This window comes from Elusimicrobiota bacterium, from assembly GCA_016788905.1.
Taxonomy (GTDB): Bacteria; Elusimicrobiota; Elusimicrobia; order FEN-1173; family FEN-1173; genus JADKHR01.
In genome coordinates this window covers 78,194-101,373 of record JAEURZ010000008.1, presented here as the reverse complement: position 1 = coordinate 101,373, position 23,180 = coordinate 78,194, and the positions used below count along the sequence as shown (strand labels likewise).

19 protein-coding genes are annotated in these 23,180 nt (G+C 51.7%); 2 read left to right on the top strand and 17 right to left on the bottom strand.

All coding sequences use genetic code 11. The features are described 5' to 3' along the window. Nucleotides 1–1,397, top strand: a 1,397-nt coding sequence (locus JNK54_05150; protein ID MBL8023653.1) for a catalase, incomplete at its 5' end; no start/stop codon positions are given. Between the two features lie 102 nt (nucleotides 1,398–1,499). Here JNK54_05150 and JNK54_05145 read toward each other — a convergent pair. Both JNK54_05145 and JNK54_05140 read right to left on the bottom strand, forming a co-directional pair. Beyond that, entirely contained in the window at nucleotides 1,500–2,006 is a 507-nt protein-coding gene (locus JNK54_05145; GenBank protein MBL8023652.1) for a hypothetical protein, read from the bottom strand. 105 nt (nucleotides 2,007–2,111) lie between these two features. After that, the gene (locus tag JNK54_05140) at nucleotides 2,112–3,773 is read right to left on the bottom strand and encodes a VWA domain-containing protein (protein ID MBL8023651.1); all 1,662 of its coding nucleotides are present in this window, start codon (nucleotides 3,771–3,773) and stop codon (nucleotides 2,112–2,114) included. 346 nt (nucleotides 3,774–4,119) lie between these two features. On the opposite strand from JNK54_05140, the gene JNK54_05135 reads away from it, so the two are divergent. Then, nucleotides 4,120–4,332: a hypothetical protein gene (locus JNK54_05135; GenBank protein MBL8023650.1), complete on the top strand. Its 213-nt coding sequence runs from the start codon at nucleotides 4,120–4,122 to the stop codon at nucleotides 4,330–4,332. A gap of 144 nt (nucleotides 4,333–4,476) precedes the next feature. Here JNK54_05135 and ltrA read toward each other — a convergent pair whose 3' ends face one another. The 15 genes from ltrA to rfbB form a co-directional block, all read right to left on the bottom strand. Further along, nucleotides 4,477–5,712, bottom strand: a complete 1,236-nt coding sequence (gene ltrA, locus JNK54_05130) for a group II intron reverse transcriptase/maturase (GenBank protein ID MBL8023649.1) — start codon at nucleotides 5,710–5,712, stop codon at nucleotides 4,477–4,479. 605 nt (nucleotides 5,713–6,317) lie between these two features. Next, complete coding sequence (locus JNK54_05125) at nucleotides 6,318–6,749, bottom strand: prepilin-type N-terminal cleavage/methylation domain-containing protein (protein ID MBL8023648.1); 432 nt, start codon at nucleotides 6,747–6,749, stop codon at nucleotides 6,318–6,320. Nucleotides 6,750–6,907: 158 nt separating this feature from the next. Further along, nucleotides 6,908–8,134, bottom strand: a complete 1,227-nt coding sequence (locus JNK54_05120) for a type II secretion system F family protein (GenBank protein MBL8023647.1) — start codon at nucleotides 8,132–8,134, stop codon at nucleotides 6,908–6,910. A 50-nt stretch (nucleotides 8,135–8,184) separates the two neighbouring features. Further along, nucleotides 8,185–9,774: a response regulator gene (locus tag JNK54_05115; protein ID MBL8023646.1), complete on the bottom strand. Its 1,590-nt coding sequence runs from the start codon at nucleotides 9,772–9,774 to the stop codon at nucleotides 8,185–8,187. Nucleotides 9,775–9,787: 13 nt separating this feature from the next. Next, entirely contained in the window at nucleotides 9,788–10,864 is a 1,077-nt protein-coding gene (locus tag JNK54_05110; protein ID MBL8023645.1) for a type IV pilus twitching motility protein PilT, read from the bottom strand. 149 nt (nucleotides 10,865–11,013) lie between these two features. Next, the gene (gene tadA / locus JNK54_05105; protein ID MBL8023644.1) at nucleotides 11,014–12,678 is read right to left on the bottom strand and encodes a Flp pilus assembly complex ATPase component TadA; all 1,665 of its coding nucleotides are present in this window, start codon (nucleotides 12,676–12,678) and stop codon (nucleotides 11,014–11,016) included. A 23-nt stretch (nucleotides 12,679–12,701) separates the two neighbouring features. Continuing rightward, the gene (locus tag JNK54_05100) at nucleotides 12,702–13,646 is read right to left on the bottom strand and encodes a phosphate acetyltransferase (GenBank protein MBL8023643.1); all 945 of its coding nucleotides are present in this window, start codon (nucleotides 13,644–13,646) and stop codon (nucleotides 12,702–12,704) included. Between the two features lie 201 nt (nucleotides 13,647–13,847). Further along, complete coding sequence (gene coaD, locus JNK54_05095; GenBank protein ID MBL8023642.1) at nucleotides 13,848–14,351, bottom strand: pantetheine-phosphate adenylyltransferase; 504 nt, start codon at nucleotides 14,349–14,351, stop codon at nucleotides 13,848–13,850. A gap of 79 nt (nucleotides 14,352–14,430) precedes the next feature. Beyond that, nucleotides 14,431–15,315 (bottom strand): transporter, encoded by an 885-nt coding sequence (locus JNK54_05090; GenBank protein ID MBL8023641.1) that lies wholly within the window; start codon nucleotides 15,313–15,315, stop codon nucleotides 14,431–14,433. 482 nt (nucleotides 15,316–15,797) lie between these two features. Then, nucleotides 15,798–17,237, bottom strand: a complete 1,440-nt coding sequence (locus JNK54_05085; GenBank protein MBL8023640.1) for an ABC transporter substrate-binding protein — start codon at nucleotides 17,235–17,237, stop codon at nucleotides 15,798–15,800. A gap of 179 nt (nucleotides 17,238–17,416) precedes the next feature. Continuing rightward, nucleotides 17,417–18,481 carry a methyltransferase domain-containing protein gene (locus JNK54_05080; GenBank protein ID MBL8023639.1) on the bottom strand — a complete coding sequence of 355 codons (1,065 nt, stop codon included), beginning with the start codon at nucleotides 18,479–18,481 and terminating at the stop codon, nucleotides 17,417–17,419. A 116-nt stretch (nucleotides 18,482–18,597) separates the two neighbouring features. Next, a complete protein-coding gene (locus JNK54_05075) occupies nucleotides 18,598–20,445 on the bottom strand; it encodes a thiamine pyrophosphate-binding protein (protein ID MBL8023638.1) in 1,848 nt (615 codons plus the stop codon). Nucleotides 20,446–20,517: 72 nt separating this feature from the next. After that, nucleotides 20,518–20,688, bottom strand: coding sequence for a hypothetical protein (locus tag JNK54_05070; protein MBL8023637.1), 171 nt, complete (start codon nucleotides 20,686–20,688; stop codon nucleotides 20,518–20,520). 132 nt (nucleotides 20,689–20,820) lie between these two features. Next, nucleotides 20,821–22,137: a UDP-glucose/GDP-mannose dehydrogenase family protein gene (locus tag JNK54_05065; protein ID MBL8023636.1), complete on the bottom strand. Its 1,317-nt coding sequence runs from the start codon at nucleotides 22,135–22,137 to the stop codon at nucleotides 20,821–20,823. 16 nt (nucleotides 22,138–22,153) lie between these two features. After that, nucleotides 22,154–23,179, bottom strand: a complete 1,026-nt coding sequence (gene rfbB, locus JNK54_05060; protein ID MBL8023635.1) for a dTDP-glucose 4,6-dehydratase — start codon at nucleotides 23,177–23,179, stop codon at nucleotides 22,154–22,156. Nucleotide 23,180: the final 1 nt, after the last annotated feature.

The following is a 23,180-nucleotide window of genomic DNA, read 5'->3' as shown; positions in this document are numbered from 1 at the left end:
ACAGTTTTTATGGCCTGGGAAATTTTAATTCAAAAATTATGTTCCCCGTCGATCACCCCCTGGAGCTAAACAGACACGAAAAACATGCCCATTTCAACAGAGAACGCATTCCAGAGCGCGTCGTGCACGCCAAGGGCTCCGGCGCATATGGGACGTTCACCGTCACCCAAGACCTGACCCGTTTTACCCGCGCGCGCCTCTTTTCCGAAGTGGGGAAGAAGACAGAGTGCTTCCTCCGTTTCTCTACTGTAGCTGGCGAGCGAGGTGCCGCCGACGCCGAGCGTGACGTGCGGGGATTCGCTTTAAAGTTTTACACGGAAGAAGGAAATTGGGACCTGGTGGGAAACAACACTCCCGTATTTTTCATCCGGGACCCCTATAAATTTCCAGACTTTATTCACACCCAGAAACGGGACCCAAAAACAAATCTTCGAAGCGGGTCCGCCATGTGGGATTTTTGGTCCCTTTCCCCGGAGAGCTTGCACCAAATCACGATCCTTTTCTCCGATCGGGGTTTACCAAAAAGCTACCGCCACGTCAACGGATACGGGAGCCACACTTACAGTTTCCTCAACGCCGCCCAAGAACGGTTTTGGGTCAAATTTCATTTCAAAACAGTGCAGGGCATCCAAACCATCACGGACGAAGAGGCCGAACAGTTGGTGGGTCAAGATCGGGAAAGCCACCAACGGGATCTGTTCGAGGCCATCGAACGGAAAGATTTTCCCAAGTGGCGCGTCAAGGTCCAGGTGATGCCGGAACAGGAAGCCGGTAAGACCACCTACAACCCGTTCGACCTGACGAAGGTCTGGCCCCACAAAGATTATTCTTTGATGGAGCTCGGGGTTTTAGAGCTCAACCGCAACCCGAACAACTACTTCGCTGAAGTGGAACAAGCGGCTTTTTCCCCAGCCAACATGGTCCCGGGCATCGGCCTGAGTCCAGACAAGATGCTTCAGTTCCGCGCGGTTTCTTACGCGGACGCCCATCGGCACCGCCTCGGTGTCAATTACGAAAGTCTGCCGGTGAATCGTCCCCGCTGCCCTGTGAACACCTACCACAGGGATGGGGCCATGCGTTTCGATGACAACGGCGGCTCTGGTCCTAATTACGAACCCAACAGTTTTAGCGGGCCCAAAGAAAACCCCTCTTTCCGGGAAGCTCCCCTTCCCCTTTCGGGAGACGCCGACCGCTACGATCACCGGGCAGGGAATGATGATTACACCCAAGCCGGGAACCTCTATCGCCTCATGCCAACAGCGGAGAGAGAGCGCTTACACAAAGCCATCGCAAAAGCTATGACAGGCGTTCCGGCGATAATCGTTGAACGCCAATTGGCCCATTTCAAAAAAGCGGACCCAGCCTACGGGGAAGGTGTGAAAAAAGCCCTGAAATAAATTGGACCAACACCCGCGGACCTGCGGCTTGAACTGACGCGCTGGCTCCCCACAGAACTACGACAATGAACAATTGAATGGGTATTTGTATGCCAGCCTCCTTTAAGGATGAACCTTGTAGACAACACCATTCCATTGAACAATGACGCTATGGCCAATTGAAAAGAACTTGGCCAGTCGCGGGTGGGCTTGGATGAGTTTAAAGTAGTCTTCGCCCAAGGGAACCACCTCTTTTACAGCGATGTCTGGATGAGCCTCATAGTCCCCATCCGTCCAGATTTCACCTCGCTTGTAGAATATTTTCCCATCGATTTCCCGAGTATCCACCACAGGAATTCCCATGGCCTTCATTTTATCTTTCACCTCGATATGAGAAGCCTCGATGCCCAAGGTAATACTCCCACCCGCGCCACTGGGAAGCATGACCCTTTCCGAACGACCAAGGGAGAGGCTTTCCATTTGTGCTTTTTTTGCTCTCATGGGGAAACCCGATACGCCTCCTTCACGAGCATCCACCGCCATGCCCCGTATTTGCATGCCTGCGGATTGCACCGCATTCCCTAGGGTTTGACCATCCTCCGTTATTAGGTAAGAGGTATAGGGCGTCACAATCCCATACTGTTTCGCAATCCGGACAATCCCTTCAATGACTTCCGTTTCGGCTCGACCACCGAGACGGATCGCGTCCAGTTCCGCTGAAACCTTTCGGTGGGCTCAAAGTCGACCGATAAAACCATTTTCCACAGATCGGTCCGGGAGGGATACATTAAACGTGTGTGTTTCTTTCTGCTCTCCCCGCCATCCGGAAACGGTGAGAGTGGCTTTTCCCCCATGTCCGTATCGGCCTAAGACGACCAAATCTTCCCCGTAGAACAGGTCATTGATTTTTCGGGGGAAAAGGTCGTGAACCTCTGCACGGGTCCAATTCAACTGAACGTCGGAGAGTGCAGGTCTGGCGACTTTGGTGTAGAGCGTAGATACCTTGTTTTCAATGGTTTCCCCTGGAAGGACGTAGTCCCGGGCGCCATGGTTTTCCTGTGCCATCCGGTCCAGTAAAAGCGTATTAACGTCGTCCCCGATGCCAAAAACATAGAGGCGCGTTTTCCCCTCGACGGCGGCTTGATTCACCTTTGCCAACAATTGGTCAAAATTCGTTTCGCCAATAGTGGGGAGACCGTCAGTGATAAAAAACACCATAGGTGCGCGATCCGTGCTGTTTTTTAATAACCGCAGGGATTCTTTTAGTCCCTCTTCAATGTTGGTTCCCCCCGACGCTTCGATGCGGTCCACATATCGCATCGCTTTTTCTTTCCCTTCCCTCGCCCCCACCAAGGTATCATCAAACATGTCGACCGAAGTGGCAAAGGTGACAATGCCAAACCGATCTTTGGGCCCCAAACTTTTTAAGCAAAATCGCAGGGCCTCTTTGGCTTGATCCATTTTCCCATTTTGGTTCATGCTTCCGGAGCGATCCAGAACGAACACGATGTCTTTGTCCACGACGGAAGCCCCTTTTCCCGGGCGCGGAGAAAGAGAGAGCATGAAAAATCCATCTTCCCCCGCTTCGCGATGAACCAGCAACCCGGCGGACAACGGGTCCTCCTGGGTTCCATAGAAAACTTGGAACGGCTGGCCAACCGCGTCCCCGTGATACGTGAGTTGGGCACGGTTTTCCCCTTGGCGCAATATTTCTACGCCATTCACAGGGGAATAGAGGTGGCGGATCGATGTTGTCGTTTCAATATCCATGGAGATTTTGGCGGGGGTCATTTTCGTGTTTCCGGTCGCCTGGGTAAATAGCAAGGTGATTTCGTATAGGTCCCCCGTTTTATTGAGAAGTTGGCTGTAGGTGACTGTCACATCTATTTGGCCATGGGGCTCGATGGGAAACACCCGGGCGCGGAGCAACCGCTGTCCAACAAGTTGCAATAAACCGGGGTCCCGCATCTGGCGCACAATGTTTTCGTATATTGCCTGAGCCTGGTTGGCTTCAAGAAGTTCCCCTTTCATTTCTTTTCCTCCATTGGTCATAACGAACCCAGTCATCACAATATCCGCGGGCAGGGGGAGCATTAAGACACCCTCCATGCGATGGACCAACGGATTGTAAAAAGTAAAATCCGCCGTGACTTGTGCTGTGTTATTTAAGATTTTCCCAGAAAGTCGCATATCTTTGAGCTGGAGTGGAGTCAGATCGCTGCGGACGGGGGGTACACCCTGGGCCCACGTCAGAGAACGGCGCCCGGATGAAATTGGCAATAAATAGCTGGAGGACTCCCGGGCCTCTTCTGGCCATGCCATAAGATCCACGGCCCAGAGTCGGGCTTCTCCTGTGAATACCACGACCCCTAATACCGCCAATACGATTCGTTTCATTGTCATCCTCCCCTTGTTCCAATGCCAGTTCGACACCCCGTTCGATACTTTGTTCCTTTAGACGAAAAGAACGTTTCAAGGTACCCCGGTCCAGTAGGCACTCGAAAGGACATTATGGAACAGGGCAAACGAAATAGACGGAAACATTAAATTTCGACAAGTGATCAAAATAGATTATTGTTCAAGAATGGAAGAACTCGGGGCCAAAACCTGCTAAAGTCTCCGGTCACTTCGGGATCTTGGCTGGGAAAATCCATCGACGGCGGAATATGTGGAGCGATGAAGGAAGAGGATTCGTAATAATGTGGTCAACAAAATTGTTCAGCGGATGAAAAGGAGGTAACATATGAAGCTCTTGATCACAAAAAAATGGTCCCCGGTGGACATTGCGGCCCTTAAGCTTTACGTCTTTAGTCTGGGCATGGTCATTGGGGCCTTTGTGCCTGCCTTTGTAAAGAATTATCTGTGGGTATTTATTGGCGTGGCGGTCATCACCGGAACCTGGGCCGTGTATGCCTATTGGTTCCGCAAAGATTCAAGTGTTTCGACTGCTGGATAATCAAAACTGTATTTTTGTCCCTCCCGAGCGGGGGAGCATGGGCCGCAATCGGCATAGAGGCGGGCCAAGGTGATTTTCCTTGACCCGGCCCCTGCCACACCACCGGACATGCGGGTCCGCATCCGGCGGTTCGGTCAGCGGCCTTTATCCTTCGGCCAGGCGCGGAACGCCCAGGCTTTTAAAGTAGGTGTTCGGCAAAGCAATGTGGAGTCCCTGACTTCCGGCGGTCTTCCACCAGCTCCGCGGTCGCGCGATCGCCGACCCCAAAGCCCGTTGGCTGATCCCCAACGCCTTCCGTTCTCGGTAAACCGTGCTTCCCCGCTTCCACTGCTTCAGACGCACCATCCGTAGCCGGTGGCTGATCCATTGGTCCAGTCCCGCGAAGACGCCTGGGGTTTCCGCTAGTTGGAAATAGTTCTTCCACCCTGGCAGATACTCCTTCAGTCGTCCCGCCACCTGGCCAAGGCTCTGGCCTCCGTTGCGTGAGGTGATTTCCCTTACGCGCTCCTTCATCGCCTTCAAGGCTTTGGCTCCCACGCGGTGTTTGACTTCCTTTCCCTTGGCCACCCATAAACCGTAGCCCAGAAATTGCCTGTCCCACACCCGTGTGACTCGGCTCTTGGTCGTGTTGACCTTCAGTCGGAGTTTCGCGTAGAGGAGCTCAAGCGTCTCCATCACATCTTTTCCCGCTCGCTCGGTTCGGACGTACACATTCCCGTCATCCGCACAGCGCGCAAAGACATGTCCGCGTTTCTCCAGCTCTTTGTCCACTTCGTCCAGGAGCACGTTTGCCAGAAGCGGAGAGAGGGGCCCTCCTTGCGGCGTCCCTTCTTCCCGCCTCACCACCACACCTTCGGCCATCATCCCAGCCGTCAGGTATCGGCGGATCAACCCCAGCATTCGTTTGTCCTCGATCCTCTTTGCCAGCCGGGACATCAGGATGTCGTGGTTCACGCCGTCGAAAAACTTCTCCAAATCCACGTCCACCACCCATCGCCGTCCTTCCTGGACGTAACACCGCGCCGCTTTCACCGCTTGGTGCGCGCTCCCTCCGGGTCGGAACCCGTAGCTGTGCTCCGAAAACGTCGGATCAATCATCGGTTGTAGAACGTTCAGGACCATCTGTTGGATCATCCGATCCACTACGACAGGAATCCCCAATTGTCGAATTCCCCCGTTCGGTTTCGGTATCTCCACCCGCTTCACCGCTTGAGGTCGGTAGTTCCCCGTCAATAGCTCTTGCCGGAGCCGTTCCCAGTTCTCCCTCAGGGAATGCGGAAGATCCTTCCCATTCATCCCGTCGATGCCGGGACTGCCCTTGTTCCTCTTCACCCGCCTTACGGCGGCCTGCACGTTCCCTTCTTCGACCACCCGTTCCATCAGATGATCAGTCCTTGAGCGTTCGTTTCCATGGGCCGCCCTCCACGCTTCGACGCTCCGTGTCGCCTTCGGGGCTTCACCCCTATTCCCCCACGGGAGCTCCAACTGCTTGGACTTCTGTCGCTCGCGTTTCTGAGGCCTATCGTCGTTTCGCTCTCCTTCCGTTTGGCCCTTCGTCTTGTCTCGATGTTTCCACCGAGCCTTTGGCTCCTATGGCCTCTGCTGACACCTCGCTCCGAGTTTCCCCGTGGCCCTTTCGGACCCAACGCGAGGACTCCCCAGGTAAGACACACGGCCTTCCCTCCACAACCGCCGGATCTACGTCGCCTCCCTTTGGTCGCAAGAGCTTCGCGGTCATTGGCCCGCTCGCCCTGGTTGACTCCGCCTCTATCCGGTTCCTGTTCGTCGGCTTGGACGTTTCGCTACCCACTTCTTTCAGCCGGGGCCTCACGGCATTGCCCGCCTTGCGGTTCGCTTGGGGTCCCTGTGACCAAGTTCCCCAGAGGACTTACACCTCCTGGTCGTGTCTCATGCTGGGCACACCAAAAAAGGGAGAGGGGCCGAAGGGGCCCCTCTCCCATAAAACACCTACCGAATAATAGAAACTACCAGGTGTTCCATATGGAATTCTTCGTATCTCTGTGCGTGCAATTGATATTCAAGACCCCGTTAAGTCTATTGTAAAACCAACCACTGGAATCCCCGGCGGTGCCAGTCACGGCATCGGAAAGAGTCACGTGCCCAGTAAAACTGCCCTGGGCTGGGAGTGAGATGAACGGGATTCTTTCAATGTAAGTGGGGACCAGATCAGACAAGGATCCTGCCGCCGCACTATTGGGCCAAATACCCTCTTTATCAGAGTAGTAAATGGTGAGAGATCCGCGGAGGCTTCCCAAACTTCCTTTCGCTGAACTTTCTTTTGATTTCGTGATGAGGTCAGCGAACTTGGGAATGGCGATGGCGGCCAAGATCCCAATGATGGCGACCACGATCATCAGTTCGATGAGCGTGAACCCTTTTTTTGTTATTCGTTTCATTAATTGACTCATGATTGCGTACCTCCCTATGTATGATGACATCAAACCTTTCAGATAACTTGTTACCTACCATTCCAGGAATCCCCTGTCAACACTGATTAAAATTCCCGGTCCCTTTTAGTATAGGGCTCCATCCATTATTTTTCAAGGGGTATTTTTTACCCCTGCTTGGCCGCCAGGTTCCCCAACTCGAACATGGGGATAAACATGGCGATCACAATACCCCCAATCAAGATGCCCATAAAAACAATTACGATGGGTTCGATCATGGAGGTGAGCCCCTTAATGGCTTGTTCCACTTCCTGGTCATAAAAGTCTGCAATTTTGTGAAGCATGACGTCCATGTTCCCGGTCTCTTCTCCCACCGAAATCATTTGAATCACCATGGGAGGGAACACCCCGGATCGCTTGAGCGGATCGGCAACGCGTTCCCCTTCACGGATGGATTCCCGCGCCGCCATAATTGCGCTTTCAATCACTTTGTTTCCCGCGGTCTGAGCCACGGTCTCCATGGCCTGCAAAATAGGAACTCCAGATTTCACCAAGGTTCCCAACGTCCGGGTAAATTTAGCGACGGCCACCTTACGAAGCATGACCCCGAAAAGCGGTAGTTGAAGAACTTTGGTATCGAATATCTTGCGCCCATTTTCCGTTTTTAGCCAGCGTTTTCCCAGGAAAACAAGTCCCACGGGAACACACAGATAGATATACCACTGATTCTGAAGACTCTCTGATAAACCGATAACGATCCGAGTGGGAAGCGGCAATTCAGCGCCAAAACTGGAAAAGATTTCCTTAAAAGTGGGAATGACACCCACCAGAAGAAAGACCGTGACCAACGCGGCGATGGAACTGACCACCATGGGATACATCATGGCCCCCTTGACTTTCAGACGAAGGGCCTCAGCCGATTCAAGGTAATTCGACAGTCGCTCGAGAATAACATCAAGGATTCCACCCACTTCACCAGCGCGGATCATGGCGACGTAAAGATTGGAAAAAGCGTCGGGATGTTTTTTAAGCGCTTCGGCAATGGGTTGCCCCGCCTCAATATCTTCTTTCACCTTCAAGACCACTGCCTTAAAACCCTTGTGCTGAATCTGTTCGGCTAAAATATTAAGCCCCGACACGAGAGCCACACCCGCAGAAACCAACGTAGAGAGCTGACGGGAAAACAAGACAATTTCTTTGGAGGGGATGGACGCCTTGAAAAGGTCCAGTTTCTTCAGACTATCCAGGAGATTGGGTTGACGCTCGACAATTTCCAAGATCATCATCCGTTGGGAACGGAGCTGCTCCACAGCGGCGCGCTGATCGGCCGACTCCAGCACTCCTGTGGTCACACTTCCACCCGCGGCACGAACTTTATAGGCAAATTGGGGCATGGGTTTCCTCTCTTACCTATCTACCCGACTTTTAGACTTTTGTCCAGGGGTCATTCGCTTTTTTTCTCAACCGCACGGGCAAGTCGTTCCACAACAGTCGTGTTCAGAACGGGAGGGCCATCCCCCAAGATCCAGGACAATTCCGACCCGACCCTCCGCCCTTTTGTTGACAAATTCTCTCGGGGAACGATCCAATAACGAAAAAAGATCTTCTGGTCCTTCGCCAGTTTATCAGCCGCTAATAACAAAGGGTCACCCACTTTGAGAACAGGATCTCCCTCCCCCCGGATTTTAATTTGAACCAACATCTGCAGAAAGCGACTTGTAGAAAAAGGAGGTTTCACCAACCAACGTCGATTGGCCAGCCAACGCAATCCCTCCGTTGATGGCACCCCAGGAGGACGATTTTCACAAAGCCACAGAATCGTATCGGGTTTGAAATTCAATCCCTGCCCTTTAACGAACGCCCATTGCTCCGCAGGGGAAAGGGCCCACAACCCACCGTTAATGACCTGATACCCTCCCGGCCGGTCCTCGTTTAAAAATGATTCCAACCGCCGGGCGAGAGTCGCCGACTCCACCACCCCCGGACCGAACGTCGAGGTTCCCCCCAAGAGGAGAATCCGCCGCACCCCGTTTGGGGCCACCAGAGTGACATCGGGACCACGCAGCCCCCATTGGTTGATCGGGTAAACCACATCGCCATCGTTCCACACGGTTGGGCTTGTGTTTCCAGGATCGTTCCATTGATAGGGCATAAACGAGTTAAAACGGCTCGCCGGGAAAAGAGGGGGTGTAAAGAACCGAACACCCAGTTCTTGCTCGGAACGTCGGCATGTCCATTCCCCCACACCCAAAAGGGCCAAGATCAAAAAGAAGATCGCGAGACACAATAAACCCACCCATTTAAATAACCCGGCTCTCACCACCGAAACGGGGTTATTCCCCTTTTCCTCAAGGGGCAGACTCTTCCTGTGGGACCTTGTTGGCTGTTGATCCCTGACCCTCTCTTTTTTTTCTTCAGGGACCGGGTCAATGGCCTCTCGAACCGGCGCAGGAATGGGCTCCCCAGGAATGGGAGTCTCAGGGATGGGTTCAATCGGTGGCTCTTGGCCGGGACTCCCCGCTCCCCCCATCGCACCCCCGCCAGAAGACTTTTCCGATTTCCTTTCAGGCGATTGGGGAACGGGCGTTGGGAGGGGAGCCCCCCCGAGACCAAGGGAGCGCCCTCCTTTCAAAACAACCTCCAGCATTTTAATGAGGTCACTGGGTTTAAAGGGTTTGTTGAGAAACCCGAAAACGTTGCTTTCCAATTTGATCAACTTAATGGTCGAATCATCAAAATTTTTTGCGGTCATGACGATGACGGGAATTCCCCGGGTCTGGGAAGCCCCCTGGAATTGTCGAACAACGTCATAGCCACTCATGTCCGGAAGAACCACATCCAACAAGATCACTTGAGGCTGATGCCAAACCGCCTTTTGAACAGCGGTCTTTCCATCAAAAGCCACCGTGACATCATAAATTTCCGAAAGCCAGTCCTCAATCAACGAAGCAATATCTTTCTCATCCTCGGCCACGAGAATCTTTGGGCGTGAAACCGATTTGAGATCAATGACTTTTACGGGATCTGTTGTCATGGCGCAATATCCCTCATATTTGGTTGGAAAACCCTTTTGGAAGCAGTCGCTTTAATTCTTCCGGGTCGGGAGAAACGGTTAAGGCTTCTTCCAAAGAAATTTTCTGTTTACTCAGCAGGGAATACAGGGATTGATTCATTGTTTGCATTCCCGTGCGGGATCCCGTCTGCATCGCTAAAAAAATCTGTTCCAGTTTCTGCTCGCGGATTAGATTTCTTACAGCGGGTGTCACCATCAAAAATTCACAGGCCATGACCCGCCCCACCCCGGAAGAACTCGCCAGAAGAGTTTGGCATAGGATCGCCTGAAGAGTGAGGGACAATTGACTTCGGGCCTGGCTCTGCCGATCCGCAGGGAAAGAATCCAAGATCCGATTGACAGTCGAAGCCGCGTCGTTGGTGTGAAGCGAGGAAAAAACCAGATGCCCAGTCTCCGCGATCGTAATCGCGGCGGAGATGGTTTCCGTATCCCGCATTTCACCCACAAGGATCACGTCCGGATCTTGGCGAAGAACGTATTTCAACGCGGAGGCAAAGCTCGGGGTATCCCCCCCCAACTCGCGCTGATTAACGATGGACTGTTTGTGGGAATGGACGTATTCAATAGGGTCCTCCACTGTCACGATATGGCATTTCCGGTTCTCATTGATGTAATCAATGAGACTGGCCATGGTGGTTGTTTTCCCTGACCCCGTGGGGCCCGTCACCAAAACCAACCCCCGAGGCAAGTTGACCAGGTCCGCCACCCCAGGAGGTAGACCAATTTCTTCGAACGTCAAAAAACGTGACGGGACTGATCGAAGTGCCGCGCCCACCGACCCCCGCTGTCGATAGACATTCATCCGAACGCGGCCCAATCCCTTAATCCCAAACGAAACATCCAACTCATTTTCTGACTCGAACCGTTGTTTCTGCGCGTCCGACAAAAGGGAATAAATCAACCGCTGACAGGTGTCCGAATTTAGTTTTTCCAAATTGCTTTGGATCAGAATTCCATCGATCCGAAGGCTGGGAGCCACCCCCACCGTCATATGAAGGTCCGAGGCTTTCTTTTGCACCATCAGTAAAAGCAAGTCATTCATGTTGATCATCATCCACCTCAGAAAAACCTCTACCCTCGAATCGACGAATGGACCGACGAAACCCCCACCCCCATCTCATGATTACGAACTCCCTGATCCAGGGCCCACACCACCACTAGATTAGAGTATTTCAAAAGGCAAATGAAAACAAGAACTTCTTATCCAACGTGAAGGGCCTCCTCCACTGTGGTTTCCCCGGCAAGAACTTTTTGGACAGCGGCCTCCCGTAAGGTAACCCGTTCGGCGGTTTCCCGAGCCATAACCCCGAGACTGGCCTTTTCAGCAATGAGCCGCCGAAAGTTTTCCGTGACGAAAAGCCCTTCAAAAATAGCGGTGACACCGTCATACCCCGTCGCCAAACATTGGCCGCACCCTCGTCCTCGATGGACAGAAAAAGAAGCGGCACGCTTCGCCCCCCGAATTTCTTTTTCGCCCAACCCTGCCGCCATTAATTCTCGCAGTGAAAGAGTGTACACCTCCCGACAATTCGAACATATTTTTCTCACAAGCCGTTGAGCCAAAACGCCCACCAAGCGCTCCGATAAAAGAGAGGGGGGAACCCCCATTTCAATGAGTTTATGGACAGCCCCCAACGCATCCGCCGCGGTCACTGAGGACAGGACCAAACATTCCCCCGCCGCGTCCACCGCCGATTCGGCTGTCGTGACGTCTGATATTTCCGTTAACATAAGGACGTCGGGATCCTGCCGTCGCAACACATGCAGCCCCGACGCCAGAGACAATCGATGATCCGCTCTCAATTGCAGTTGGGTCACCCCCTCTAAATATCGCTCGAGGGGATCTTCAATCGTTAAGATATGCCGCTCCTCTGCGTTCAAGCTTGCCAAGGTGGCGTAAACCGTGGCGGTTTTCCCTGATCCTGCCGGCCCAGCGACAAGAAGAAGGCCGCTCTTCGTTTCGACGATTCGGCGAAACTGATCCAAAAATTCGGGAACCAGACCCAATTCCGTCAAATCCAATGGAAGAGCCCGGGCCGCGTCCAAAAGAGAAAAAACAATTTTTTCTCCGTCCGCGGTGGGGAGTGACGAAACCTGAACATCCAAGGAATGCCCCCCCCAGCTCCCCCGCAACCGCCCGTCTTGAGGGGACCAACGTTCCTCCACGTCCATGCGCGCCAACCCTTTAATGTGCGCCACTAACGGAAGAAGATGGCGCAAGGGAAGGTCAGGCTTTCGTTGCAACGCCCCGCGAAGGCGATAGCGAACGTGAACGGAAGCGGGCCCTGGCTCAAGATAAATATGATCAGCTCCCAAAGTGGCCGCGCTGCTGATCAGCGCGTTCAAAATCGTTGACATCTGTTGGTCAGTGCTCTGCCCGGAGTGACTATCAAATTCCACAGATGGACTCGTGTCCTTTACGGAGGACACCGGGTAAGAAACCTCCACGGCTTTTTGGATTTCTTTTTCGGAAACAAGGACCATCCGGATATCAAAACCTGTCTGGATCTTCAGATCGTCCGTCCCATTCAATTCGACGAACGGATCCGCCAAAGCAACGGTCAAGACGTTTCCTTCCAAAGAAAGCGGACACAAACCACGAAGTCGGGCCATCTCCCCCGGAATCAGAGCCAAAACAGCGCTGGGGATCTTCCCATAGGGGGCCAGAGACGAAACAGAAGAAATTCCTGCCCGTTTGGCCAAAGAGGAGAGAATCTGGTCTTCCGAACAAAGCTTGAGGTCCACCAAAATATCCCCAATACGGCCGCCCTTCGTGCGTTGAACGTCCACCGCTTGATCAAGTTGTTTTTCAGTGAGAAGACCATCTTGAACAAGTGCATCCCCGAGCCGTTTCTTTCGATCCACCAGACCCCCCAGAGGTTCTCTCTTTAGAGTAGCGCGGTTAAGGCCACCGCGTCGACAATGTCTTCATCGGTACACCCACGCGAAAGATCGGACATGGGTTTCGCCAGACCCACCAACAAGGGGCCCACCGCGCGGGCCCCCCCCAAGTGTTGAACCAATTTATACCCCGTATTCCCCGCGTTCAAATCCGGAAAGACCAAGACGTTGGCCTGGCCCGCCACGAGAGAATGGCCCATACCCTTTTGCCGGGCAATAACGTCCACCAACGCCGCGTCGGCTTGAAGTTCCCCATCCACAAGAAGAGTCGGAGCCTTCTTACGGACCAACTCAACCGCGTGTCGAGTCGCAACCACGCTGTCATCTGCCGCGCTTCCCAAAGTTGAAAAACTCAAGAACGCCACCCGTGCGGGCCCCCCGACCAATTTTTCAAACAGTTCCGCCGCGGCTATTCCCACCGCCGCTAACGCGCGAGGCGATGGATGGGGAGAAACCGCACAATCGGCGAAAAGCAATGTGCGGGAATGGCCTCCAGAAAAAGGACAATCCATCACCATGGCTCCAAAAGCAATTTCAACATGAGGAGCCAACCCCAACCCCCAAAATCCAGCACGAACGGTTTCGGAGGTCGTTCGGACAGCTCCCGCCACAAGTCCGTCCGCAAAATTCCCATGGAGAGCCATCACCCCAAAGAATAGGGGATCCTGAACCAAAATATGGGCCTGTTCCTCCGTCAGCCCTTTACCCTTCCTCTTTTCAAAGAGATCACGCCCCAATCTCTCCGTGCGCGGGTCCGTGGCCGGGTCAACACATTCGATTCCTTTTAAATCCAGACCTATTCGAGAAGCTTCTGCCGAAACCCGATCAACGTTTCCAACCAAAAGGGGATGGGCAATACTTCTCCTATGAACAATCTGGGCGGCGGACAAAACTCGCGGGTCCTCCGATTCCACCAAGAGGACGCGCCTCAAATGGGAGGCCGCCTTCTGTCGACAGTGTTCCCAAAAAGAATTCTTCTCGCTCGATTTCATCACGCCTGTTCGAAGAATAACCCCAGGACAAGAAGAAGTCAAGGGGATTCCGGGGATCCTTTCTAAAATCTCAAATCCCACTCGAAAACTCAGATTAAATCGAGAGGGCGAAACAAACGGGTGTTGGGGGTAAGAAAATTCTTAGGGCGTGGAGGGACGGAGTTTCTTTTTTAACGTCTCGAGGAGCGGAGAAGGGACGAAACGGCTGCCGTCCCCACCGAGCCGCATGACGTCTTTTAGGAGCGAGGAGGAGAGATACGTGTATTTTTCATCGGCCATCAAAAAAACCGTTTCCAATTCAGGGGACAGGTGACGATTCATGAGTGCCATTTGAAACTCGTATTCAAAGTCCGAGACAGCCCGGAGTCCCCGGGCTACCGCTTGAGCCCCTTTTTCTCGACAATAATCCGCCAAAAGCCCATCAAAGGAATCCACGCGAACCTTGCCGTTTTTGACCAAAGGAGCCAAAACGAGGTTCAGCATGGAGAGCCGTTCCTGGAGAGTGAAGAGAGGCGATTTCGTGGCGTTCCGCGTGACCGCCACAATAACAGTGTCAAAAATCTCACAAGCCCGGCAAACAATATCCAGGTGCCCATTGGTGATGGGATCGAAACTCCCGGGATACACCACACGTTTTTTTCTCACGAACCCATTCTAAATCGTGCGTCCGAACCTGTCAACGCCCACCACCCTCCCCAACCGCTCACGCCCACACGCCAAGCACTTAAAACTTGTGGATAATTTGAAGAGTGGCCCGTGACCCTCTAAACCGATTTTCGACGGAGAATTCAATGGGGTAACTGACCATCGCGGTGAGCCCCTGCCCCAGGTAGGCCAACCCGGGCCCAGCGGAGACCACACGTTCCTTCGTGTTTCTTTCTTTAACACCATTGATCGTATCGTTTTTCAGCTGCTGGAGATAATACCCCGCCACGCCCAATCGCCACTTCGGAAAGACCTCACGCGAAACAGCGTAATTCAAATGCACCGCTTGTCCTGGTTTCACTGTCCCGAAAGGGTGATCCTTATTCGTGGAATGATGGGCGTAAAAAAACCGCCAACTGGTTTCCCACTTGGGCTGAAACAACCACACCACCGACACATAGGGATTGTACGTAACGAGATTCGATCCCGGATCAATCCCCCCATCTTTATTGTAACGCCCTGTCGGCAGTGTCACATCAAATTCCGCCCGATAAAAGACAGGGTTCCCCATCAGAGACCCATGGTCCCACTGGATGGCCGGAGCAAACACCACATCCCCTAAACCCGCCGTATCCCCAGAAAGTGGGGTCGCCCCAAGGGACCCTTTCGCTGTCAACGCCACCACCGGAACAGCCACCATGAGCCCCACGTCTCCCCCCAAAAGTTGAAGGGGGGAATGGTAATAGAATTGATGAAGCTGAGTCAAAACATTGACCTGCCCATCACCGGGGATCTTCTTCCCATCCCCCGTGAAAGCCTTATCGCCATTCACAAAAATCGAATAATTCAAATAATAAACCCCGCGAGGCGCCCCCCCATCCAAAAAAGTGGTCGCGCTCATGTTCAGCGGGGGTTGATTGAATCCCCAGAGAGAAAGGGACGTCCACCCCAAGCCCACTGACATCAACAGAATTCTCAAACAGAATCTCAACACAGTGCACTTCTCCATGAGACCTCCCTGTTAAACCATGACAAGAATAACCGCACAAATCGCATAAGTAATTGACGCTATTCCTGAACCTAAAATCAAACACCAATGGGCATAACGAGACGCCCCAAGTTTCAAAAATTTTGAAAAACAAAATAACTGAAGAAACCACCGGTAGCCAAAAATACAGGAAAGTAAAACGCACAGAGATATCGCCAAGCCCCCCCCCCGAAGAATTTCAGATAAATTCAACAAAACAAGGATACCTGAACCAACCACAAACAAAATTAAACCTCGTCGGATCGCTTTTCCAAGCTCAGATTCAGGGGTCCACTCGCACGAACTCATGGACCTTTGTTTTAAAAAACCAGAGAAACCAACCATCGCGATCACTTGAATAAAATGAAAAACTCCTGAAATCAGAAGAAATATCTTAAGACCTAAAGAGAGACTTGGGGTCATTGTTTGGCAGTTTCAATAGACACAGCATCGGAGTAATGGGGCATTCCGGTAAGGTAGGGACGAAAGTTTATCCGTTGACTCACAGCGTAGGTTTTAATCCGCCTGTAAAGAAACATCCCAAGAGCGTCTTCGTGAACTTTTCTTTCTATTTCCTGAAACGCTAAATCACTTTCTTTGGAATCTAGTATCATCATGGCCTTTTCAAAAGCACTGTCGAAAGAAGGGTCCTTGTGCATACTGAAGTGGGATTTGGAATAGAAGAGTAATCCTTCAGAAAATGAAACGTGGGCTGTTGGGGAGGGGAATGTTGCCATTCCCAAATTCCAAGTTCCTTTTTTAAATTCTTCCACAGCATCTCCATCTGGGAACACATGAAGAACCGCGTTAATCCCAATCGCCTCCAATTGTTTCTTCGCAATTCGAGCCGGTCGTTCGACAAATGGGACCAAAAAAACATCGATAGTAATAGGAAGTTGAACCCCGGCTTCACGAAGGAGCTCCTTAGCCTTAGACAAATTGAATGGGTAGGGAATCAACTTTTTGTTGTATCCAATCTGACCTGGGGTCGCAACGGTTGAAACCGCTTCGCCATTTCCTAACAAATCGTAGCGAATGAACTCGGCTTTGTTTAGGGCATAATTCACCGCCTGCCGAACTCTCACATCATTAAAGGGGGGAATCGCCGTGTTAAAATGACCGCCCACGGCGTATAAGGCTTCTTTCTTGACAATATGGGCATTGGGTGCCTCGGCTACTTTTAGCGTGTATGTCCCAGGTAGTTCAGTCATTAAATCCACATGACCATCCAACAACCCCTCAAGTTGTTCATCCACATTCGGAAGAAAACTCATAACGAGTTCATCGATTTTAGGAAGGGATGAATCCCAATAATCCACATTTCTTTCCATAACAATTTCTTTCCCTGAGGACCAATATTTCAGCTTAAATGGCCCCGTTCCATTAGGACTTTTAGCGAAACGGGAGGGCCCTTTATTCTCATAATCTTTGGGGGGAACGAGTAGCACAAGTCCGGCCAAACGTCGAAGAAGAAGTCCGTCAGGGAATTTCGTTATAATATCAACCGTATAGGGGTCAACATCTTCTATACGATCGATCGATGCGAGAAAACCCTGAAGAGGTGATCCCGTCTTAGGGTCAAGACTTCGTTCAAGGGTAAATCGAACGCTTTCCGCGTTAAATGGTTCTCCGTTGTGAAACCGGACTCCGTGGCGAAGGTGAAACCGCATTCGGAGGGGACTTACACGTTCCCAAGATTTAGCCAGAGAAGGAACAATATTTGCTTCCGAATCAAATCGGACCAAACCCTCTAACATCTGTTGAAGTAATGTGAATTTCTTTTCAGAAAACGTGAAAAATGGATCAAGAGCCCCGGGGTCAACATTATCGTCACAAACAACGATGCGCCGAGTTTTCATTTTTTTGTTACCCTCACCCCCCGCACCCATTAGAAAAAGCGGAAACAAAACGAAGAGAAGGAGGGTGCCATATCTTTTAAAAAAAGCAGTCGTATTTATGTCTCTGTACTCCTTGAAAAACCCACCCTTTGTTAGACCTGAAAAAGTATCCATGAAACAGATTCTCCCTTTCGAATGGTTTAATCTTCTCGGGCAAGTATGGCCATTGTCGCGGAAGGCAGGTTCGCATTAATGGTTTTTACCCAAAGTGATTTGAAACCCGTTTCCCTCAACCAAAATCTTAAGTCTTTAACAGAATAACATCGACCTGCCGTCGTGTAAGACGCCAATTGGAACCCCAAAAGGAGACTAAAGAGAGGGGTCAATCCTTCTTCATTAGTAAAGAAATCATGAATTAGAATTTTTCCCGTTGGCGCCAAAGCGGCGCGTGCTTTTTTCAGAAGAAGGAGAATGGTGGAGGGGTCTTCATCATGCAACACATGCGAAAAAAGGATGAGGTCATAATAACGCCGCCTGAATGGGGTTGATCGATAATCCCCCTTGAGGAACGAAACTCTCCCTTTATAGCGGCGAGACGGGATAAACTTTTTAGTCATTTCTAGAGTTGATGGAAAATCAAGGATATCCGCATGAAGTGTTGATTTCTTTTTCAACAAGGCCAGGGAAAACAATCCATGCCCGCCTCCGACATCAAGAATCTGACGAACACCACGAAGATCTATGGACTTGGCCAAAACGATAGACGGCCCTTTAGCTATTTCGGCCATCCCGGCAATATAATCGGTTAGAAAATCTTTCCTTCGAGAAAGAAGGCGACCCAAGCTTTGGGTGGGGCGCCCTCTTTTGAATGTTTTAGGGAGGTCTGCATAGGCCTGCACCAAAAAAGATTGGAATTTCAAATTCCTCGCCATGCTCTTGCTCCCGACCTTTCGAAACCAGTTCCTTGAAAATTGAGTATGGCGATAAATGTTGGCTTTTTTAGTAAGAAAACCAAGTGCCACAAGGACATCGAGTAATTGACTTAAATGATGCGGAAGTAGACAGAGTTTTTGGGAAAGAAATTCAAGACGACCATGAGCCATTTCAAGCGAGTCGAAAATCTCGAGCTCAATAGCTAAGGTCAGGGCTCTAAAACCGCGAAACCCCATCCCTAGCTGAGCCAATCGATCCAGACCTTCCCGATCACTCACAACGGGAGGACAAATGTTCGATAAATCTCTTTTTGTATTTTTCAATAAATTCATCAACCACCTCTCCAGAAATAAATGCCTAAATCCAAGAGATCCATGGACTTAAAAAGACACCAGGGATTTCCATCATCAATATCTCCAAAAGGATATGCCTGTTGAAGAGAACATTTTTATTTTCCGCTTTGAAAAAATTTCTCAAGCGTGGCCATCCGGACCCCTAATGGAGGAATAGCGTCCTGATCGGTCATGACCTCAATCACACATGGCCTGTTTATACCCATCGCACGATGAAGAGCCTTTGAGAGTTCTTTGGGATCCTCAACACGAATCCCTTCCGCCCCCATGGCTTTTGCCATTTCGGCAATTTGCAGGGGATGGTTAAAAAGAGAAGTGTTGAATTTTTTCTTGAACTGAACTTTTTCGCCAAGATGGACCATCCCATGGCCTCCATTGTTCATGACAACCCAAACGACAGGGATATTATTCTCCACAGCCGTGTGGATTTCCATCCCGTTCATGGCAAAAGACCCATCTCCAACCAAGGCGAAAACGGGCCGGTCCTTGATCGCCAGTTTCCCCCCTATGGCCGCTGCAACGCCATGCCCCATGGAACCGAAACCCATATTAAGAAAAAACGTACCGGGCTCTATCACTGTGTAGTAGTGAAGGGCCCACGCCATGACATTTCCAATATCCACAAATAAGATTCCATTGGGCGGAATGGCCCGTCGTAACTCATCCATCAATCGTTGGGGTTTGATCGGCATGGAATCGTCCATCATGAGTTGAGCATCCAAAGATCGTTGATACATGGCTTTCGTCGCTCGAACGGCCGCGAGACGATAGCCTAAGTCATGGGTCCCGTCTTTCCATTTCGTATCGCGAAGGAACTGATAACTCATCTCCAGGAGAACCTGTTTCGCATCGCCAACAAGGCCCACCTGAACCGGATAATTCTTCCCAATTTCCCGGGGATCCACGTCAATATGCATGAGTTTTTTCCCCTGAATAAAACGGGGATCCCAGGCGTGGGAACTCGACTCACCAAAACTGGTTCCAATCGCTAAGACTAAATCCACATCTTCAGAAAGAAGGATGGCGTCCGCCTGAGGAGAACCCGCAAACCCAAAGACCCCCAAGGAGAGAATATGATCTTCTGGAAAGACCCCCTTGGCTTTCGGGGTTGTCGCCACAGGGATCCGTTGCTGTTCAGCTAAAGAGAGAAGCTCCGCATAGGCACGGGACAGATGGACACCGTACCCCGCCAAGATAACAGGTCGGTGGGCCTGACCGAGAAGTCGAACAGCTTCCTTGACAGACCGGCGGTCGAAAAGTTCAGGAGGGGTTCGGTACTGGGATGGAGGGCGAATGTCTGCCTGTACTTTTGTTTTCATCATGTCCGCCGGGAGACTCAAGTGAATGGGTCCGGGGCGACCAGTCAACCCTGTGCGGAGAAGGTGACGGGTAATGTCAGAGATCCGTTCGGGGGTCATTAACATCACGCTGGCTTTCGTCACGTCCTTGAACATATCCACGATATCAATCCCTAACGGGGAGCTTTCTTGTGCGGCTCCTTTCCCAAACGCGGCTAAGGCCACTTGAGCCGTAATGAGCATGACCGGGACCGAGTCTCGATAGGCGCAGGCGATTCCCGTTAAGGCGTTGGTCGCCCCAGGGCCGGTGGTGGTGCAACACACGCCCAATCGCCCGGAAACCCGAGCGTAACCATCCGCCATAAAAGCCGCGCCCTCTTCATGCTTCGCGATAATCGGACGGATTTTCCCCCGATCAAAGAGACCCTCATAAAAAGGCATGAGAGGGCCTCCAGGTATTCCAAAAATAGAATCCACTCCTTCTTGTTCGAGATAGGCCAGAAGAACTTGAACCGCCGGAAGAATGAGTGGCTCCGTGCAAGGAAATTTATCAACGGGAATTCGGGGTGGATCTGGTTCTGCAAGGGGCGGGGAACTGACTTCGGGGGAATTGAGTTGAGAAAGTGCGGTAAAGTTTGTAATCATTGGAAAGCTGAGGCGAGGAGAAATAATTTATCCCTATAAAGCAACTCCCCAAGCTGGCCGATGACGGGTGACTCACCCCATGGACAAACAGGACCCATACACGCGCCTCCCAAAAGGCACAATCACCGTTAACGAAATTCCATGGGCTTTTGGGAAAGAACCCAAAATCACATGGGCGTAAGGACGGAGGAGGACAACGGGATGTTCGCTCCAGACGCCTCCCAACGCCTTTCGCTCTTCCATTCCCTAGAAGAGGGAATGCCCTGCTGCTTACAGTTACTTCTATGTTTTTCGGTGTTTCATGTCAACAAAAAAGATGTAAATTTTATGTAAACAAATAAGCCGTTTCTAAAACACAAGAGTGTGGAAACTCAATTATCCGACGGATGGGGCGACACGCCCAACGCTGTGGTATTGAAATCCCAGAGCCGCGACGTGAGCGGGGTCATAGAGATTCCGACCGTCCAAGAACACCGGCGTTCGTAAAAGAGCTTTAACTTTCTGAAGATCCACATCACGAAACTCTTTCCATTCCGTACAGAGAAGAATCGCGTCAGCTCCACGGGCGGCATCGTACGGCGTTCGACAATACCGAACATTTTTCAAATGACCGCGTGCCTTGACCATCGCCACAGGGTCATAGGCGTTCACCCGACAGCCTTCCGATTGTAGCCGTTGGATAATGTCCAGGGCGGGGGCGTTGCGTAAATCGTCTGTTTCCGGCTTAAAGGCAAGTCCCCAGACCGCGATGGTTTTATCGCGCAAATTCCACAGGGCCTTTTTCAGTCGATCCACCGCCCACATCCGAGCGTGATCGTTCACTTCCCGAACCGCCCGAAGAATTTTAAAGTCCACACCTTCCTTCTCCGCCATGTGAATAAAAGCGCTCACGTCTTTCGGGAAACAAGACCCCCCATACCCCAGCCCAGCCCGAAGGAACGAAGTCCCAATCCGCGGATCCGCTCCCATCCCGGCCGTCACGAGAGAAACGTCAGCTCCCACCCGATCGCAGAGAGCGGCGAGCGCGTTGGCAAAAGATATTTTTGTCGCAAGAAAAGAGTTCGACGCGTGTTTAATTAACTCGGCGCTCTTGATATCGGTAACGATCACCGGGCATTTAAGCGGAGAGTAAAGCTCCCGCATCATGGTTTCGGCCTTGCGAGATTCCACCCCCACAACGATTCGGTCCGGCTTCATGAAATCACGGACAGCGGTGCCTTCTCGCAAAAACTCCGGGTTGGAGACCACGTCAAAGGGAATCTCTTTTTTTCCATGGAGCAAGAGGGTTTGACGAACTTTGTCCCCGGTGTTCACAGGAACCGTGGACTTATCGATAACGACGGTGTACCGGCGTAAGACGCGGCCCACTTGCCGAGCCACCGTCTCCACATAAGACAGATCGGCTTCGCCGTTCGGGAGGGGGGGGGTATTGACCGCAATAAATACGTATTCGGCATGCTTCATCGCGTCTTCCAAGCGTGTGGTGAATTGAAGCCGTTTCGCTTTTCGGTTCGCGGCGACAACTTCCGGAAGGCCGGGTTCGTAAATGGGAATTTCCCCTTTCTTGAGCATCTGAATCTTCGCGCGATCCGCATCCACACAGGTGACCCGGTGACCTATTTCCGCTAAGCAAGCGCCGGTGACCAGCCCCACATACCCACTCCCCACCACCGCAACATGTTTAGAATTCATCGCCCGTCCCTTTCCTTTACGCGCGAGCCGTTTTAAGACGCGTGGCGTATTGTTTTTTGTAATAGTTTTTGAACCCGCCCTTCTTACCTCGAATGGCACGCCACCATCTTTCGTTGGTTCGATACCAGTCCAGCATTTCCACAAGGCCCTCCTCAAAAGATCGCTTCGGGCGCCATCCCAATTCCCGGAAAATTTTTTGGGTGTCGGGGGCGTAGCGCTGATCGTGACCCTCTCGGTCTTTCACAAAATTCAAGAGGTCGCCGGGCCGCCCCAGTTCGTTCAATATCTTTCGGGCCACGTCGATGTTCTTGTATTCGCGCGCGCCAGCAATATTGTAAATTCCCCCTGGCCGTCCCTGTTTCAACACACGGTCCAAGGCCTCACAATGGTCTAAAACATGAATCCAATTTCGAACATTCAACCCGCGACCATAAAGAGGCAAGGGGACCCCCTCTAAAGCGTTCGTAATAAAAAGAGGCAGAAATTTCTCCGGGTGCTGTTGCGGGCCATAATTGTTGGTGCACCGAGTCACGAGCACAGGGTATCTGTACGTGAGCCACTGGGAGAGGACCACCAAGTCAGACGCCGCCTTGGACGCGGCGTAAGGGCTGGTCGGGTTGAGAAGAGCGGTTTCCCGAGATTTTCCCTTACCCACCGATCCATATACTTCGTCTGTGGAAACGTGAAGGAACCGCCGAACACCGGCCTCGCGCGCGGCGTGAACCAACGTATAAGTCCCTTGAACATTCGTCTGCAGAAAGGGGTTCGCATCCAGGAGAGATCGGTCCACATGGGTTTCCGCTGCAAAATGGACCACCGAATCAACGCCAGCCAGAACCCGCTTAACCGTTCGCCCGTCACCGATGTCTCCCCGAACAAACCGATGGCGGGAGGATGTGAGGACGTCCGCTAAATTTTCAAGTGTCCCCGCGTAAGTCAGTTTATCAAGAGTTGTAACACGATCGGCCGAATGTTTCTTTAACCAATACCGAACGAAATGGGATCCGATAAAACCAGCGCCTCCGGTTACCAAGAGTTTCATT